Source organism: Limnochordia bacterium, from assembly GCA_023230925.1.
Classification (GTDB): Bacteria; Bacillota; Limnochordia; order DUMW01; family DUMW01; genus JALNWK01.
Window position 1 is genome coordinate 14,326 of the sequence record JALNWK010000001.1, and the last position, 16,375, is coordinate 30,700.

Below are 16,375 nucleotides of genomic sequence, written 5' to 3' on the forward strand. Positions count from 1 at the left end.
GTGTTTACGAAGAGTGAACTTTGGGTTTGGGGTTTAGCACTGTTTCTCATAATGGGAGCATCAACTAGTGTTTTGGCCATGACTGCACGGGAACTTGAGGATGACAGTCCTAATCAGCGGCGTTGGTTAAGTATGCCGGAGAGCAGGATCGTACTCAATCCATATAACTTCTGGACGACAATGACTCCAGCGGAATACAGTAATGGTTTACACTTACCATTGAATGTAGGTTACTATGCCTCCGGGAATGTATATGAACTACCAAACCTAATAGGGGTCATTGCTAGGGGTTCCGAAGAGCAAGTGCCGGAGACCTTCGTCCATGAAAAAGGCTCTGATTGGGCCGATTGGACTCCAGAAAAGGGCTTAAGAGCGGACACATCGGGATCAGAGCTTAGGCTGACGATCACGGGCGAAGGAGAGCGTTGGGGAGCATTGGAGAAGTGGGTGGAGATTGACCTCGATGAGTTTCCTTACCTTGAGATCAGTATCGGGGAGACAAAGGGTCAGTGGGCCCTAAAAGTCAACGACGGTACGAAAGAAGTGGATACATACATACAGCAGGATACAACTAAAAAAGGTGCTTTTGTCTATAACATTCCTGATGCCACTGGCTGGAAGGGCAAAAAGAAGTTTTTGGTTAGAGTGTTTTCAATCGGTATTGATCAGCCGACAATTGTTAACCGTCTCAGTTTTGTGGGAAGGGCCGATGGGCTAGGTCAAGCAACCCACTATGAAACTAGCTGGTTGCCCTATGAGTTACCGTTTAAGGCTTTCTATGGTGAGACCAGTGTGCTGGAAGGAAGTGACTACTTATACGATGAAAGCACCATTGTACGCCGCATGATATTGAAACAGGCGCCAACCAGCAATACGCAATTGTCCTGTATTGGGCAATACGATGGGAAAATCGATTGGGACAGTCAGACGAAGACTCTTGCGGTGGAGACTGATCACTACCGATATGCTATAGGATTCTCTGCATTGGTTGATCCGGATATCAGCTATTACCCTTCATTAAATGCGATTCTTAGTGATCGGGGCAGGCAAGACACACCCGGTAAACAGGGGTTTTGGCAACTGGACCTAAGCATCGGCAAAAGTGTTGAGGGTACGGAGGTTGCGATTATTGTCTCCTTTACTGCGAAACACGAGAACCCGATGCTGGCCATAGCTAAAACCAGACTTGCCATTGGATTTATGGATTGGGAGGAAAAACGGCAGGAAGCAATGGACTTCTGGGATGATTATCTGTCTAAGGTGCCTAGACCAGACAACTTCACCCTAGTTGGTGTACCGCACTATGATGTAAGTTCCCTTGAAATAGAAAAGGACTACTATCGTGCTTGGGTATTTCTTGCCAGCAACATCCTACCCGCCATGGAAGAAACAGGTTTTGCCTATCCACAGGTTTGCGCAGGTAAGCCGTCCATGTGGGCCGAAGGAGCCCAGGAAGCGAGATTTTCCGCCTCCTGGGAGAGCCTGTTTGGTATGCAGTTCTATGCATATGTGGATCCCAAGACAGCGCGCGAGGCCTTTCGGGGCTTGATGTCATTGGTTGATGAGACCGGAATGCTAGCCGGAGAGAGCCTTCCCTCAAGAAAGGCGCAAACCGCCATGGTTATTCATCAGTTAAGCGATGACGAACAGATACTTATCGATACCTATCCGGCTTTGAAGCGATATCTGCTGTGGCGCAGGGACAATCCCCGCTGGATCCATAAGGAACACAACTTCCCCGAGATGAAGGACTCAGAATTTGTCGTGTCCGCGATTGTAGATATGGGGTATATGGCTGAAATTGCTTCGCTCCTAGGTCTGGGAGATGATGAAGTTAGCTTTTGGCACCAACAACGGGCAAAGCTGTTTGAGGACTATCTTGATTGGTTTTGGGTGACTCCCTTTGCTGAACCAGTCCAATACTACAACACCCTAAACGATCAGCGCTCACTAGGTAACCCCCTTTGGACTTCCACGGGATTACGATTGGAGATGCTCGAAGGTCCTTATCTTGATAGTTTGCTTAGGCGTCTAAGGGGCGCTTTTGACCCCGTTGGGGTTTTCAATGGATTTGCCTATCCCAAATATCCTGATATTAGCTTTACGGTATACGGACTATTGGACCGTGGCTATACTGAAGAAGCGCAGATCATAATTAACACAGCCATACGGGATATCACCCGCGCGAACATGTTTTCCGAGCAGTATCATGAATATAACTGGCCAGAGCCCACCGGTGTGCGACCATCTTTGTTTGGAGCATGTATGCTAATCGATATGCTTTGGCTGAAGAATGGATATCGCATGGATCTTGGTACACCCCATGTTATCAATACAGGTGAGACAGGAGGTCTTAAGGGTCTAACGATTTGTGAGGATACCTTGGATGTTTCTATTGACCAGGGTAAGGTTCTGGTCTCGGGCGGATACATTGAGAAGACCTTAGACGCAGCACAGCTGAAATTTGAACTTGAGCCTGGTAAGTCAAGGGCGATAAGGTAGATGTTAGTAGTAGCTGTGTTCAATCCAGGACACAGCTGCTACTAGATTGAACAATGGAGGTGGAGATCTTGGAAAGTTCGCCTACATGTGAGCAGTTAAGGCAAACTGGTCCTGATCAACGGCGTTGGCTAAGTTTACCCGGCAGTCGTCTAGTGGTTAACCCCTATGGCTTTTGGACCAGGTATACACCAGTCGAATACAGTAATGGGTGTCAGCTGCCTCTTAACGTCGGTTACTATGCAAACGGTACTGCTGTGGAACTACCGGAGGTTCATAGTTTGTGGTGCGACTCTGGCGAGCCTGGCCAGGTAACTAAGCACGAGCTCACCAATTGGTCGTATGATTCTGATGTGCAGATAACAAACGAGAATGGCCAAATTAGGCTTAGAGCAACGGGAACAAAGGGACCATGGGGAACCATGGAGCATTGGCTAGAGGTCGATCTAGACAATCTCCCCTATTTTTATGTTAGTGTTCCCGTATCCCAAGGTAGTTGGGCACTCAAAGTTAAGGGTGAAGGTGAGACCCAAGATCTTGTACTGCAAAAGGATACTGATGCGACGGGCTCGTTCCTTTACGATGTAGTTAAGGCAACGGGCTGGCAGGGAAAGAAACGGTTTAAGATCAGGTTCTTCACAATAGGCGTGGGCAAAGAGACGGTACTTAATCAGTCCTTTGTCTGTGGGACTGACGGCGGATTGCGGGGAGCTGATTGTTTTGAAACCAGTTGGTCGCCAGAAGAACTAGGGTTTAGGGCAGATTACCAGGGTGGTAAAGTGCTGATTGAAGGAAGCGATTTCTTCTATGATGAAAACACTCTGGTACGCACCCTCCATGCTAAAAGGATGATGGGACGACTTGTCCTAGCCGGAAGAGGGGGAACTAGGGTAACCTGGGACCAGGCAAACAATGTGCTTACCGTGGATTGTGAAGGCTTTAGCTACAGTATTGCCCTTCCCCATGATCTTTTCATTCAGTATGCTCGGTTTTCCGACCCACTTGCCCTGCGATGTAATAAGCCTGGGGAGGTTTCAGATCAAGGCTATTGGGCCCTATATATTGATTCCTCCATAGAGAGCAGGGAGATTCAGATCTCTCTTGCCTTCTCCGTCGCTCAGAAAGGCAATACTGTAGCCTTTGATCGAGCACTAGTTCCCCTAATAAAGGGCAACTGGCTAGAGCGCAAACAAAGCCAGACTTTCTTCTGGAACCGGATCCTAGCTAAAGTACCGCAGCCTAAGAATTTTGCTCTAGTTGGTATTGAGCCCTTAGGAGTTACGCCTTGCCAAATCCGCCGGGCCTATTACAGCGCATGGGTGTTTGTTGTTAGCAGTGTATTACCAATTATGGAAGAGACAGGTTTTGGCTATCCCCAGATGTCCTGTGGAAAGCCGTCATTGTGGGCAGAAGGGGCTTACGAAGCCCGTCCTTCTGCTTCCTGGGAGAGCTTCTTCGGAATACAGTTCCTGGCTTATGTGGATCCGAACACAGCCTGGCAAGCGTTTCAAGGGCTTATGTCTTTGGTTGATGAAGAGGGAGTACTTGGCGGTGAGAGTCTTCCTTCGCGCAAGGCCCAGACGGCGATGGTTTTGTATCAGCTGACGGGAAATAAAGAAGAGCTTCTGAGGGCCTATCCTGCGATCAAACGTTATCTTCTATGGAGAAGAAAGAATCCTCGTTGGATATTCAAGGAACATGACTATCCCGATGTGATGGATCTAGATTTTGTGGTATCCGCCCTAATCGATATGAAGTATGCCCAGCAAATAGCCGAGATCCTTGATGCTCAAGACGATATATCGATGTGGAAATGGTCTAGAGAGTCCTTTTTTGCAGATTGCTTAGACTGGTTCTGGGAAACGCCTACCAGTGAACCAGTTGAATACCATAACATCAAGACCGGCGAAAATAACATTGGAAACCCTCTATGGATATCCACAGCCCTGCATTTGGATCTCCTAGAAGAAGGTGAGCATTTGACCAGTCTCACGAATAGGTTCTTTAGTGTGTTTGACCCCAATAGGATTTTCTGCGGATTTGAGGTGCCCAAATATCCAGAGCTTAGCTTTGTTGTCTATGGACTTTATGAACGTGGATTCGACGAGGCGGCGGGAATCCTGGCCAATATCTGTGTGCGGGACGTGACTAGGGCGAATATGTTTGCGGAGCAGTATCTGATCGAGGAGTTTCCCTATCCTGACGGCGTACGCCCGTCCATGTTCGGAGCGGCATTACTCATAGATATGCTCTGGGTCAAGAATGGCTATCGCTACGATCTAGGGATTCCCTGCGTAGCCAAGTTGGCTGGGGAAATCGGAGGGATGAGGAACCTGGAATACCAAGGTGAGGAACTAAGAATAGATCTATCAGACCAAGGTGTCAAAGTGAGTGGTGGTTATGTTGGAGAATAAGGAAGTCTTATTCTCCGAAGCTTTAGGAGAACTAGGCCGAGTGCCGGCTATTTAGAAAACGGGGTTGAGTTCAGTGAACAAGCGGTTTTACCTAAATGGGGATGACTGGCAACTGCGCGGATGTTACAAGCATCAGTGGGTGCAGGATCGGACGATGGAACTGGGAGATGTCAGCCGCTTTCCGTTACCAATGATTCGCGCATCGGTCCCGGGAGCGGTCCAAGTGGATCTCATGCAGGCGGGGTTTATACAAGATCCTAACCTTGCGTTCAATAGCCGGGCAGCCGAATGGGTGGAAAACAGGGAATGGATTTACAGTAAGACCTTCTTTGTACCCCAGGGGCTGCGCGGTCAACGGTATTACCTACGTTTCAAAGGCTTAGATTACTGGGGCGAGGTCCGACTGAATAAGGTCAAGGTTTGTACCTTTGAAGGCACGATGATTCCTGTTCAAGTAGATGTCACCGATATTCTCGATCTTGCGGGAGAGAATCGTTTGGATGTCGTTTTTTACCAGAACCCAGAGATCGATGGACAATACGGATATACTAGCCGGGTGGATAAAATAAAACCCCGGTTCAATTACAACTGGGATTGGTGTCCGAGAATGGTGCCTGTAGGGATTTGGGACGATGTATACATAGATGTAATAGGTGATTTGCAGGTTACCGACTTCTACCCCCGGGCCAATTTGGAGCTTGATACATCCACCGGCATTCTAGATACGCAGTTGCAGTTGGAGGTACTCAAGAAGGGCCACTATGAGATACGAACCACGATCACCTCAATGCAGACAGGAGAGGTCATCCTTGAGGATACGAAGAGCTACTCGTTAATGGTGGGGCAATGTGCGAAAACCTTAACATTAAGGATCCCGGATGTAGACTTCTGGTGGCCTCGAGGGTACGGTAAACAGGCATTGTATGAGGTTATACTTGAGGTTTATGGCCCGGCAGGTTTAGTACAGAGGACGAGTAAGAACGTAGGGTTTAGACATATGGAAATTGTCCCTAATCCCAACTCTCCCGAAGGAACCGAGCCATACACGGTGATCTGGAATGGGAAAAGACTTTTCCTCCAGGGAGTTAATTGGGTACCTATCAGTCCCTACTATGGCACCGTGACTAGGGATGATTACATTAAGTATATCGGGCGTTTTGCTCAGATGAACTGTAATATCCTGCGGGTATGGGGCGGGGCTATGCTAGAGAAGGCTGCCTTCTACGAGGAGTGTGATCAACTGGGAATCCTGGTATGGCAGGAGTTTTTCCAGTCATCATCAGGCATCGAAAACCGACCTTCCGATGATCCGGCCTTTATGAGAGCCTTGGCGGAAGCAGCCCGGTGTTCCATTACTCGGCGTAGACACCATGTCAGCCTCATGGTTTGGTGTGGCGGTAATGAGCTTCTAATGGAGGGTGCATCAAAGCCTGCCGACGCTGATCATCCAAACCTTAAGATGCTTAAGGAACTGGTTTGCCATCTTGATCCGGACAGGGTATTTCTACCTTGTAGCCCATCTGGGCCTAGCTTTTCTGCTGCGGAAGAGAACTTTGGCAAGGGTATCCACCATGATGTGCACGGCAACTGGGTTTATTTGGGTTCTAAGCACCACTACCGGTATTACAATCAGGACGATGCCCTTATTCGTACGGAGGTGGGTACACCGGCAACAGCTAGTGCAAAGACAATACGGGAGTTTGCCGGCATTCATCCTGTCTGGCCGCCAAACCAGAAGAACCCACTGTGGCTTCATCGGGGTTCATGGTGGATTCAATGGCAGGAAATGAATCAGTTATTCGGACCATGGCTTCCCGAACAAGATGAGCTTGAGAACTACACAGTCTGTAGTCAGTACCTACAGGCCGAATCCCTGCGCTATGTAGTGGAGTCGATGCGTCGTCGGGAACCTGCCACAAGTGGCATCCTGATTTGGATGGGCAATGAGCCCTATGCAAATACAGCAAACACTTCGGTGATCGAAGCCAATGGAATGGCTAAGTTCAGCCATGGGTTCTTACAACGTTGTTTTGCCCACCAGGCTGTTACTTGTAGGTATGAAGGGATTAGCTACAAGGCTGGGGACAACTTTACTGTTAAGGTCTACGCACATGATCACAGTAGTCGTTCACTGGTAGGAGAAGTCACGGCCACATTGGTAGATTGCCAAGGACAAATTCTTCAGCAGGAAACCAAATCGGTGAACCTATCAGCGAAGGTTCATGCTCTAGACTTAGTCTGGCAGGTTACGCCGCAGATACACAACCTGTTTGCCCTCATCCTCGAATTGAAAGTTGACGGACGACTTACTGCGGAGAATTGTTATTTATTTACTACAGATTTGGAGTACCCGCTACGCCCTCTTCGGGAATATCCTGCGGGCGACATAATAGTAGATATTACGCAACAGCAAAATGATACGTATATAGCTGTTGAAAGCAGATCCGGGATGTTAATTCCCTTAGTGCATGTGGAAAGCCAGACAGATCCTTTCTTGTTCGCTTCGACCAATGGGTTTCATTTGCTTCCTGGGCAAATAAGAAAGATTAAGGTGAAGGGTATACATTCGATAGATGCAGAAACGCTATACCTGCGAGGAATTGGTGTTGATTACTCACTTGGGGGGATAGAAACCTAAGTCGGAGTATTCGCATGGTATAATGGGCATAGGTGTCAACGGGATATTGTGTTGCCTAGGCCCACTATTTGGAGTAAGTTCCCTGGATAATCTTCGCGCTCAGAAGCAAGAGGAATATTGCCAGAGACTAAAGATGCATACTCCGGTATTTGGCTTGAAGCAGCCGAATTCATTAACTGAAATGGAGGAGTCAGAATGAGGGTTTTTCCCGGGTTGAATTTCGGATTGGGTACTTTACCACTTTTAGACGATGCAGAAACGAGATCCATAACCGCAGAGAACCCAAAAGGAGAGAAAGGTGCAGGAGCACAGGCTGTTCCACCGAAGGAAGGATGGCCCTGCTCCAAACTAGGTAAGGGCTGGAAAGTACGACCGTGTATTCCCTTGCCAAAGGGTACTACGGCTACCATTGCCGATATTGATGGTCCCGGCATCATCCAACATATCTGGATAACCGCCCATACCAACTCGTATCGGAGCTGTATTTTGCGATTCTACTGGGACGGAGAAGAAGAGCCATCGATCGAAGTACCTTTGGGAGACTTCTTTGCGAATGGGCATGGGATGCGCTATAATGTCTGTTCCCTTCCGGTTAATGTGAATCCATCGGGGGGATTCAACTGCTATTGGCCGATGCCCTTTAGGAAGCACTGCCGGATTACTGTTGAAAACCAGTATTTTGAAGAGATCCCCCATTTCTTTTACCAGATAGATTATGCTCTCACAGAAGTGCCTGAGGAAGCTGCCTATTTCCATGCACAGTGGCGTCGTTCCACAACCACCCGTGAACACCCTGAACATACCATATTAGACAATGTTCAAGGTAGAGGACACTACGTCGGAACTTTCCTAAGCTGGACCCAGATGTCCGATGGTTGGTGGGGTGAAGGGGAGGTCAAGTTCTATATTGACGGAGACAGCGAGTATCCCACGATTTGTGGTACCGGTACCGAGGATTATGTTGGTGGGGCTTGGTGCTTTGGTGAGACCTATAGTGCTCCTTTCCTAGGTTATCCCCTCTGGGCCAAGGAACCTGGGCAGGTACCGAAACACGGTCTATACCGGTGGCATGTTATGGATCCGGTGCGCTTCAAACAGGATCTTAAGGTGACGGTCCAGGCTATCGGTTGGTGGCCCGGGGGTCAATTCCAGCCCTTAGCGGATGATATAGCCTCAGTGGCCTATTGGTATCAGACTGAACCCCACGCAGAGTTTCCCCGTTTACCGGATCTGGACGGTAGATGGCCTCGATAACAAACATGGGGTAGGGAAACCTACCCCATGTTCCTACCACGGTTTATCCTGAAAACTTGGTTAGGGTCTTATAGTAGTCGGGGTTATTCGTCCCCCTGACTTCGATTTTGCCCTGTAATCATTTTTCGTCCGCTTCTACCAATGGAGTAAATAAGTGGGTGGCCTTTCCGGAGTACTTGCTGTTAACTGGGGTAATGGTCGGATTATCTCCCCAGTATTCCTTTCCGTTGCTGTACACTACATGTAGCTTCATTACGGACTGGCCATTCCTTATGCCGCTTAGTTTGACATCGAAGGCGATTTTGTCACCGTTTTCCGACAGGACAGCTGTCCCAGTTACTGTATCGTAATAATCGTAGGTGGTCACATAGGCGCGAGAGTCTTCTCCCGCGAAGGTGTTCATCTTGCTTGTTTCCGTTCGTAGTAAATTCATGTCAAAACTGAAAGATGCATCGCCGGTTTTCAATGACTGATTCCAGTGACCGTTCATTGTAAAATTGCTGACATTGAATGTATATATGTTGCTCTTCGTTCCACTAGAAGTTGGAATGGTGACGCTAGCGGAGGGTACATCAACTGCAAAATCGCCATCCTTATCAAGCTTAATCACATCAGCACCCTTAAGCGCTGTTACCATTCCGATCTCAGATAATTTGCTATACGGCCCACCGGAGTAGACAAACCCGTATAATGGTTTTTCGGCGAGGGTGACACTAACCTTATAGTCGGCGCTGCCGGCGTCTTGTAGTCCGGTGACCATTATAAGATACAAAGACCTGTTGTCGGCCACGCTCTTCTTGAAGCTATCTAGGATAACATCTCCGGTCTGTATAGTCTTGATACCTGAGCTTCCCTGAAGTGTGATGACTGTCACCTGTGCGTTAGGATCACTGCACTTGATCGCCACTGCATCATTATCGTTGAGTTTGTCAATCTCCCCATCGTCCATAATAATGGGTGCAAATCGCACTCCATATGATGGAGCGCGCAAAGATACCTCGCCCAACACCACTTCGTCTCCATCCTTTTTAAGCTTTTCAATTTCATCCCTATCGGGGATAGTCAGCTGTACGGGCTGGCCCACCCTATCAAAGCCTATCCTTCCTTTTCTAACGTGGTTATATATCTCGCCAAAGGAAATTGGAGATGCGCTACCAATCAGGCTTCCGGATAAATGTTGAACATAAAAGTCTGTTGCCCACAGGCGAGGATCCTCGCCGCCGGAAACTAGGTTATAGGCGTCTTCGAATCCGCCGTTACCCAGCAGTTTATACATATCCAAGATAAAGTTGTCACCGTAGCGCTGCCGTAGATACTTGATCAACGATACCCGTGCATATCCATCTGATGCGGTGTCGCTTGCTGGGAAGACACCTTCAAGCAAAAGCATGGCCTCGTTATATAAAGAGGATGGGGCGTGGCCTAGCGCCTCATACTCGTAGTAACTTGCCGTAGCCTCATCAAACCATAGAACATTATACTCATTGGATATGTAATTTCCCTGTACAAAATGGAAGAATTCATGCACTAGCAGAGGGGTAAGGGTCGTCATGTCACATTGGCCTTTTTCAAATAGACTCTTATTTAACATGATCTTGCCCTCGGCTATGTTCCAACCGTATGAATATACAGCTAGCTCATCTTCCCCTGGTCCACCGATGGCATCCACTGTAACCTCCATAGGCCAGTTTTCACGAAAGCTGTAAGTGTATCCTAGCGTTAAGAATTTCGCATAGGCAGCCTCCAAAGCCTGCAGTAACTTCTCACCGGTGGTTTCCCCCACATATAGTTGAGAGAACATGCCTGTGATCCCCGGAAATGTGATGCGGAAATGGCCATTTTGCTCATAGTATATCTCTCCGCCTGTGATACCCATTTTGTACGTGTATCCAGAAGGTGTGCTAGAAGCGTGGGAACTACTGCCCATAAGCCGTATCTCATCGAAATCTGACGGGGTAAAACTGGCGGTGAGCATTCCGTCTACTTCCTCCATCTGAATGTAGGTATAAATGGTATCTCTCTGCTTATCACCGGCGTAGATGACATCAACACCTATGCCTAATAGATAGTTGTTAATTCCCTCTGGAAGGTCATCCTTCGGCACGGGATACTTAATTGTGATCGGCTGATCACAGGCGGATTCGAACTTCAACTCTAACAGATCCGAAAACATGTGCTCTGGTAGCTGATCCCTGGAATCACTGCCTTTTGAGAAAGATGCTTTCGTGCTAGTTAATCCGGTGTTGCTAAAATCAATTACCCACTGATCCGAAGCCCATAGTACACCTCCATTGTTCTTGCTGCCACAGGGAGCAAAGCAAAATACCACACCGATCAATAAACAGATCAAGACTCGTCTGATATACTTGGACACAATATCCATCCTCCTTAATTTTCTTATAGGACATAGCTATTCAGTTGCAGAAAATCCTAGTGGGAAGCAATTAGTAATGCATGAAACGGTCCTTTGCGGTCTTCAGAACCAGGAGAGTGTCGGTTTTTGCGATACCTGGGGTTTTTCGTAGTTTCTCTGTCAAAAATGCAAACAAGTCTTCATTACTCTTAACTCGGATCTCGATCACTAAATCATAAATTCCGGCACAAACATTAATGTGGGTTATTTCCTCAAAGGCCTTTAGGACGACCAATGAACGGGGCAGATCCTTCGTATCCAGTTGGACGCCCACAATGGCTTCAGTGGTATAGCCCAGCTTTGCAGGATCCGTAATGGCCCGGATTTTGATAATGTCATCTTCCCGCATGCGGCTAACCCGTTTTCTCACGGTGCTCTCTGTAATACCTAGTTCTTCTGCGATCTGTGTATAAGGTGTTCGGCCATCCTCAATCAGGTATTCGATGATCTTCAGATCCAATTCATCTAATGCTAGAGCATCCTTGTCATTCACGTGTTTTCCCCCATCGTCTAAGAATCGTTAGTTACTGTTTAGACATCGGTAGAACCGAATCCTGCAAACATATTTTCCTTCAATAATCCGTACTTCGGCAGGATTACGGAATCGTGTGCCGAATATAATCAGTTATGTAGTACAATCAGGACGAAATTTCAGAAGAGGTGCGGAGAACATGTTTGGATTGCCGTTTTACACATCGTTAGTTTTTTTTCTTGTTCCAGTGGGTATTACCATGCTATTGATCCTTTGGGGTCAATCCTACCGTAAGGAAGAAATTGCAAAGGCGAAGAGAACCGTACTAGTGGAACAGGAGAGTGTAAGATAATGTCACAGGGGTTGTCGGCGATGATCATTATCGCCTATTTTGCTTTGATTTTCTATGTTGGCTACCGGGCATCGAAAAAAGTTTCCAATGCTGAGGAATACATGGTCGGGGGCAGAGATATCGGGTTTGTCAATTTCATGGTGTTAATCATCGCCTCGATGATGAGCGGAATGACTCTACTTGCTGCCAGTGGCCTTGGATACCTATCCGGTTGGCCAAGTATGTGGGAGGCAGTATTTGTCTGCTTAAGCATTCCGGTCCTAATGATCATGTTTGGCGCCAAGATTCATCGAGTTAGCAGTAAGTATAAATATAACACGATGCAGGATTATCTTGCCCATCGCTATGATTCACCCGTCGCGGTTAGAACCATTTCTGCAATAGCTGGTATACTAATGAGTTTCATTTACCTAGTAGGCCAGTTTCGTGCGATCAGTATTGTCCTTGGTTGGCTTTTGGGCTTGAATCATTTCTGGTCCCTGCTTATTGCCACGGTGATTGTCACCGTTTACGTGTTTTTAGGGGGCCTTTTCGCAGTTGCTAAAATTGCTATGTTTCAGGGGGTCGCTTTGTTTGTGGGCGTGTTAACCCTTATTCCCATTGTGGTAAACAAGGCGGGGGGCCTTGCGCATATCAACCAGAATCTGGCTTTGATTGATCCTAGTATGGTTGCCGTTGCCTATCCCCAGATTCATCCAACGGCTAGCCATTCTTTCTTGACGCCGTTATTTTTGCTCTCCTTTTTCTTTCTGCTCTCCTTTGGGTTGGCCACTGCTCCTCATGCCCTGAACAATGTCCTTACCGCCCGGGAAGGATCTTATTACGAATGGGGTCCGGTAATTGGCTTTGTCGTCTACTTTGTAGTGTTCGGCTTGATCAAGTTCGGTGGTTTTGCTGCCCGGTCCATGGTTGTTGATGGTATGATCGATGCAGTTCATCCGGATTATGCATTGATTGCATCTATTGAGTATGCGCTACCGTCGGTGGCGTGGTCCTTGTTTGGGGTCATTGTTCTGGCTGCGGTCATGTCCACAACTGACCGGTTACTTCTAACAATAGCCACTCTTTTCACTTGGGATGTATACAAGCAGTACCTTCATCCTAAAGCGTCAGATGGTACTCTCAAGAAGGTTATTCGAGGTGCGATCGTAATTACCGCAGTCCTTGCCTTTCTGCTTGCAGTTAACCCACCGGAGCTTCTGGCCTGGCTTGTCTGGATGGGTATTGGTTTGATGCTCTCGGTCTATTGTGTTCCATTGTTGGCCGGTCTATATTGGAAGCGAGCTACCAGGCAGGGCGGACTAGCTGGGATGCTCGGTGGCCTTGCAGTTGCTTTAGTGGCAGGCTATTGGCATCAGTTTGTGGCTCCCTTACCGGTGCATTTTAGCATATTCGGTCTTCTGGCTTCAGCCATCTTGTTAGTGGTAGTAAGCCTTGCTACTACCCCGGTTAATCCAGAGATTCTTGCCGAAACAGAGACTGGGTTTCACTTTTAAGGAAGTTAGCCGCATGTTCCAATTTCTGACACCAGATGGTATAATGAAGCCAAACGGGTTTGGGGGAGGAACATGTATATGCGGCGTGCTAGTGAAATGGCCCTAGGTCTTGCGGTTATCGGGTTAGGCATAGTGCTACTACTTAGCAACTTTGATTTACTTTCTGTCGGACCGGGCTATGTTTTTAATACATATTGGCCTGTGCTTCTTATGGTGTGGGGCTTTGTGGCGATTATCGAAGTACTCATGCACCGAAGGCAGGGGATTTTCTTTCCGCTGCTTGTGTTTGCCGTAGGGGGGCTAATTTTAGGCAACAAGTTGCAGTGGTGGAATGTAGGCTTTAACCGTTTCTGGGATTTGTTCTGGCCTGTGGTGATTATTCTCATTGGATGGTCCTTTCTTCGGCAAGGTGCTGGGGTGATGGGTAGAGGAAGGCTTGCCGTCTGGAATACGTCAGAATTCGCCAAGGAAGGTTGGGAGCTAAGCAGTGATCATTTCCTAGCTTTTATGGGTGGTATAACTATTGATCTAACAAAAGCAAAGATTCCCGAGGGAACCACAACCCTTAGGTTAACTGCGGTGATGGGCGGTATTGATGTTATCGTCCCGGACGGTTTGGATATGGCTTGCAGTGGTAGTGCGGTGTTAGGTGGTGTGGATTTCCTAGGGGAAGATACCGGTGGCCTGTATGCAACCAGGACGATGCAAAAGGGGGAAAGCGGCCCGCCCCGTATACTTTTTGCATGTAATGCGGTTATGGGTGGTATCAGCATTACAAAACCAAAGTAACGAAGCAGGGCTGCCAGGATTAATAGCTAAAGAAGACATGTCCGCCGATGGTGGTAGTCACCTTGTGTTGACGTACCCACCCATCGGCGGTTTTCTGTGGGTTGAAAAAGCCGGTAGCTCCAAAGGTTGGATCTTCGCCGGCGAGGGCAAGATGCGCGGCTTTGAGTGCTTCTTGCCCTGCGGGTAGATTAATCCTGCCATCACCCACAGGACTATACTGGTAAATCCCATTTATTCTTTGGTAGACAACCTCCGGAACGCTAGCCGGATATTTCGGGCTCTTTACCCGATTCAACACTGTGGCTGCTACAGCTGCTTGGCCTTGAAATCCCTCGCCTTCAGCTTCGGCATGTGCAATGCGGGCTAACAGCTGAATTTCGTTGTCACTAAACTGGCTCGGTATGGTCAAGTCCATATGGTTTTTCCCCCGCTTAATTGTGATTGTCTTGCTATAGACTTTTCGATAGGGGCCTTCAACCTCCATTTCGAAAGCACCTGTTGGGAGATCCTGAAGGCTGAATCTCCCATTCCGGATATTAGCCTTTTCGTTTCCAATGGATACTGAACCCGTCTTTAACGGCAGATTTGACTCGCTGCATGTTACATATCCTGTAAGCGTATTCTGTTGTGCATGGACTATTGGTCCAACCATTATTTGCACACATATAGCTGCCAATACAAAGACAGTTAAAGCCTTTTTTTCGGACAAGGTATTTCCCCCTTATTCTTTCCCTTAGGAAGACTCCGGGTTAAGACCCGCAGGAAGTCTAACATGGGGTGTTCACTCGGTCAAGGACAATGGCTGACATGATCAGAAAGATATGGTGATCCAGAAGGAGTTTGGTTACTAGGATAGAATACTGTATCAGCAAAAGATGGGTTCAAGCATGCCGGTTATATTATCGGTAAGTAATGGTAGCCCAGCAAATTGTTAGGGGGATGTTCAGGTATGTCTAGCAAAGTCAAAATCGGGGTCATCGGTACGGGTTCGATCAGTCAGGTGCACATCGATAGTTACTTAAGAAACCCTGATGTAGAAATTGTGGGTCTATGTGACATCAATGAAGACAGGGTGAAAGCGGTAGGCAAACGGATCGGTGTTGATAATTGCTTTACTGAGGTAGATGATCTTCTGAATCTGGAGCTTGATGGGGTCAGCGTTTGTACCTGGAATGATTCCCATGCGGAGCTATCCATCAAAGCCTTAGAAGCCGGTTGTAATGTCCTTTGTGAGAAGCCTGCTGCCTTAAACGCGAAGCAAGCCCTGCAGATGCAAGAGGCCTCGCGGAAAACCGGCAAGCTCTTGCAGATTGGGTTCGTTCGCCGCTACAGCACTCATGTGGAAATGTTCAAGTACTTCCAACAACAAGGGTTAATGGGCGATCTTTACTACGGTACTGCCAGGTGTATGCGTCGGTGTGGTAATCCGGGGGGATGGTTTATGGATAAATCCCGTTCTGGTGGAGGCCCCCTGATTGACCTAGGGGTGCACATGGTTGACTTGGCGTGGTATCTCGCCGGAAAACCAAATCCATTGGCTGTGAGTGCCGTTACCTTTGGACGTATTGGTTTTCGAGACAATATTAAAGGGTATGATTGGTACAAGTCGATGGATCAAGACGTGGATGTATCTACGGTGGAAGATCAGGCGGTGGCCTTGATTCGTTTCGAGGGTGGTTTTGCCCTAAACCTTGATGTTAGTTTCGATCAACATATCAAGGAAGACGTTATTGACGTCAATATCTATGGGAATCGAGGAGGCTTCGCCCTATATCCCCATGCGGAGTTCTTCACTGGATTTGGTCCCTATCTGGCCGACTTGCAGCCGAAAGTAAAGCCGGAGGATTTTGGCGGGATGTTCCGTGGCGAGATCAACCATTTTGTCAACTGCATTCAAGGTAAGGAACAGTGTATCAGTACCATTGATGATGGTCTAGTTGTAATGAAGATCCTTGATGCGGTCTATCGCTCTGCTGAGCAAGGCAAAGAGGTGCCTGTCGAATAATTATGGGCTGGGGCCTCGCCCCAGCCTTTTTATTGCAGAGTCT

At 47.8% G+C, this 16,375-nt stretch carries 10 protein-coding genes; 7 read left to right on the forward strand and 3 right to left on the reverse strand.

The features are described from left to right. The 4 genes from M0Q40_00075 to M0Q40_00090 all read left to right on the forward strand — a co-directional run bounded on the left by M0Q40_00075 (position 1) and on the right by M0Q40_00090 (position 8,805). Positions 1 to 2,502 (forward strand): hypothetical protein, encoded by a 2,502-nt coding sequence (locus tag M0Q40_00075; GenBank protein ID MCK9221019.1) that lies wholly within the window; start codon positions 1 to 3, stop codon positions 2,500 to 2,502. Positions 2,503 to 2,570: 68 nt separating this feature from the next. Beyond that, on the forward strand, positions 2,571 to 4,913 hold the full coding sequence (locus tag M0Q40_00080) for a hypothetical protein (protein MCK9221020.1): 2,343 nt from the start codon (positions 2,571 to 2,573) through the stop codon (positions 4,911 to 4,913). Between the two features lie 73 nt (positions 4,914 to 4,986). Continuing rightward, positions 4,987 to 7,551: a hypothetical protein gene (locus M0Q40_00085; protein MCK9221021.1), complete on the forward strand. Its 2,565-nt coding sequence runs from the start codon at positions 4,987 to 4,989 to the stop codon at positions 7,549 to 7,551. A gap of 195 nt (positions 7,552 to 7,746) precedes the next feature. Further along, positions 7,747 to 8,805 (forward strand): DUF2961 domain-containing protein, encoded by a 1,059-nt coding sequence (locus tag M0Q40_00090; protein ID MCK9221022.1) that lies wholly within the window; start codon positions 7,747 to 7,749, stop codon positions 8,803 to 8,805. Between the two features lie 118 nt (positions 8,806 to 8,923). Here M0Q40_00090 and M0Q40_00095 read toward each other — a convergent pair whose 3' ends face one another. Together M0Q40_00095 and M0Q40_00100 are read right to left on the reverse strand one after the other, a co-directional pair. Continuing rightward, positions 8,924 to 11,179 carry a hypothetical protein gene (locus M0Q40_00095; GenBank protein MCK9221023.1) on the reverse strand — a complete coding sequence of 752 codons (2,256 nt, stop codon included), beginning with the start codon at positions 11,177 to 11,179 and terminating at the stop codon, positions 8,924 to 8,926. Between the two features lie 70 nt (positions 11,180 to 11,249). Further along, the gene (locus M0Q40_00100; GenBank protein MCK9221024.1) at positions 11,250 to 11,711 is read right to left on the reverse strand and encodes an Lrp/AsnC family transcriptional regulator; all 462 of its coding nucleotides are present in this window, start codon (positions 11,709 to 11,711) and stop codon (positions 11,250 to 11,252) included. 330 nt (positions 11,712 to 12,041) lie between these two features. Here M0Q40_00100 and M0Q40_00105 point away from each other — a divergent pair, with 330 nt between their 5' ends. Both M0Q40_00105 and M0Q40_00110 read left to right on the forward strand, forming a co-directional pair. Beyond that, a complete protein-coding gene (locus M0Q40_00105) occupies positions 12,042 to 13,538 on the forward strand; it encodes a sodium:solute symporter family protein (protein MCK9221025.1) in 1,497 nt (498 codons plus the stop codon). 78 nt (positions 13,539 to 13,616) lie between these two features. Next, positions 13,617 to 14,327 carry a cell wall-active antibiotics response protein gene (locus tag M0Q40_00110; GenBank protein MCK9221026.1) on the forward strand — a complete coding sequence of 237 codons (711 nt, stop codon included), beginning with the start codon at positions 13,617 to 13,619 and terminating at the stop codon, positions 14,325 to 14,327. A 19-nt stretch (positions 14,328 to 14,346) separates the two neighbouring features. Here M0Q40_00110 and M0Q40_00115 read toward each other — a convergent pair whose 3' ends face one another. Further along, positions 14,347 to 15,036 carry a cell wall hydrolase gene (locus M0Q40_00115; GenBank protein MCK9221027.1) on the reverse strand — a complete coding sequence of 230 codons (690 nt, stop codon included), beginning with the start codon at positions 15,034 to 15,036 and terminating at the stop codon, positions 14,347 to 14,349. 240 nt (positions 15,037 to 15,276) lie between these two features. On the opposite strand from M0Q40_00115, the gene M0Q40_00120 reads away from it, so the two are divergent. Further along, entirely contained in the window at positions 15,277 to 16,332 is a 1,056-nt protein-coding gene (locus M0Q40_00120) for a Gfo/Idh/MocA family oxidoreductase (protein ID MCK9221028.1), read from the forward strand. The last annotated feature ends 43 nt before the right edge of the window (positions 16,333 to 16,375 follow it).

Bases quoted from the DNA above. Each gene is read 5' to 3' on its own strand.
- M0Q40_00110 (MCK9221026.1), top strand. From the start codon at position 13,617: ATGCGGCGTGCTAGTGAAATGGCCCTAGGTCTTGCGGTTATCGGGTTA.
- M0Q40_00090 (MCK9221022.1), top strand. From the start codon at position 7,747: ATGAGGGTTTTTCCCGGGTTGAATTTCGGATTGGGTACTTTACCACTT.
- M0Q40_00120 (MCK9221028.1), top strand. From the start codon at position 15,277: ATGTCTAGCAAAGTCAAAATCGGGGTCATCGGTACGGGTTCGATCAGT.
- M0Q40_00105 (MCK9221025.1), top strand. From the start codon at position 12,042: ATGTCACAGGGGTTGTCGGCGATGATCATTATCGCCTATTTTGCTTTG.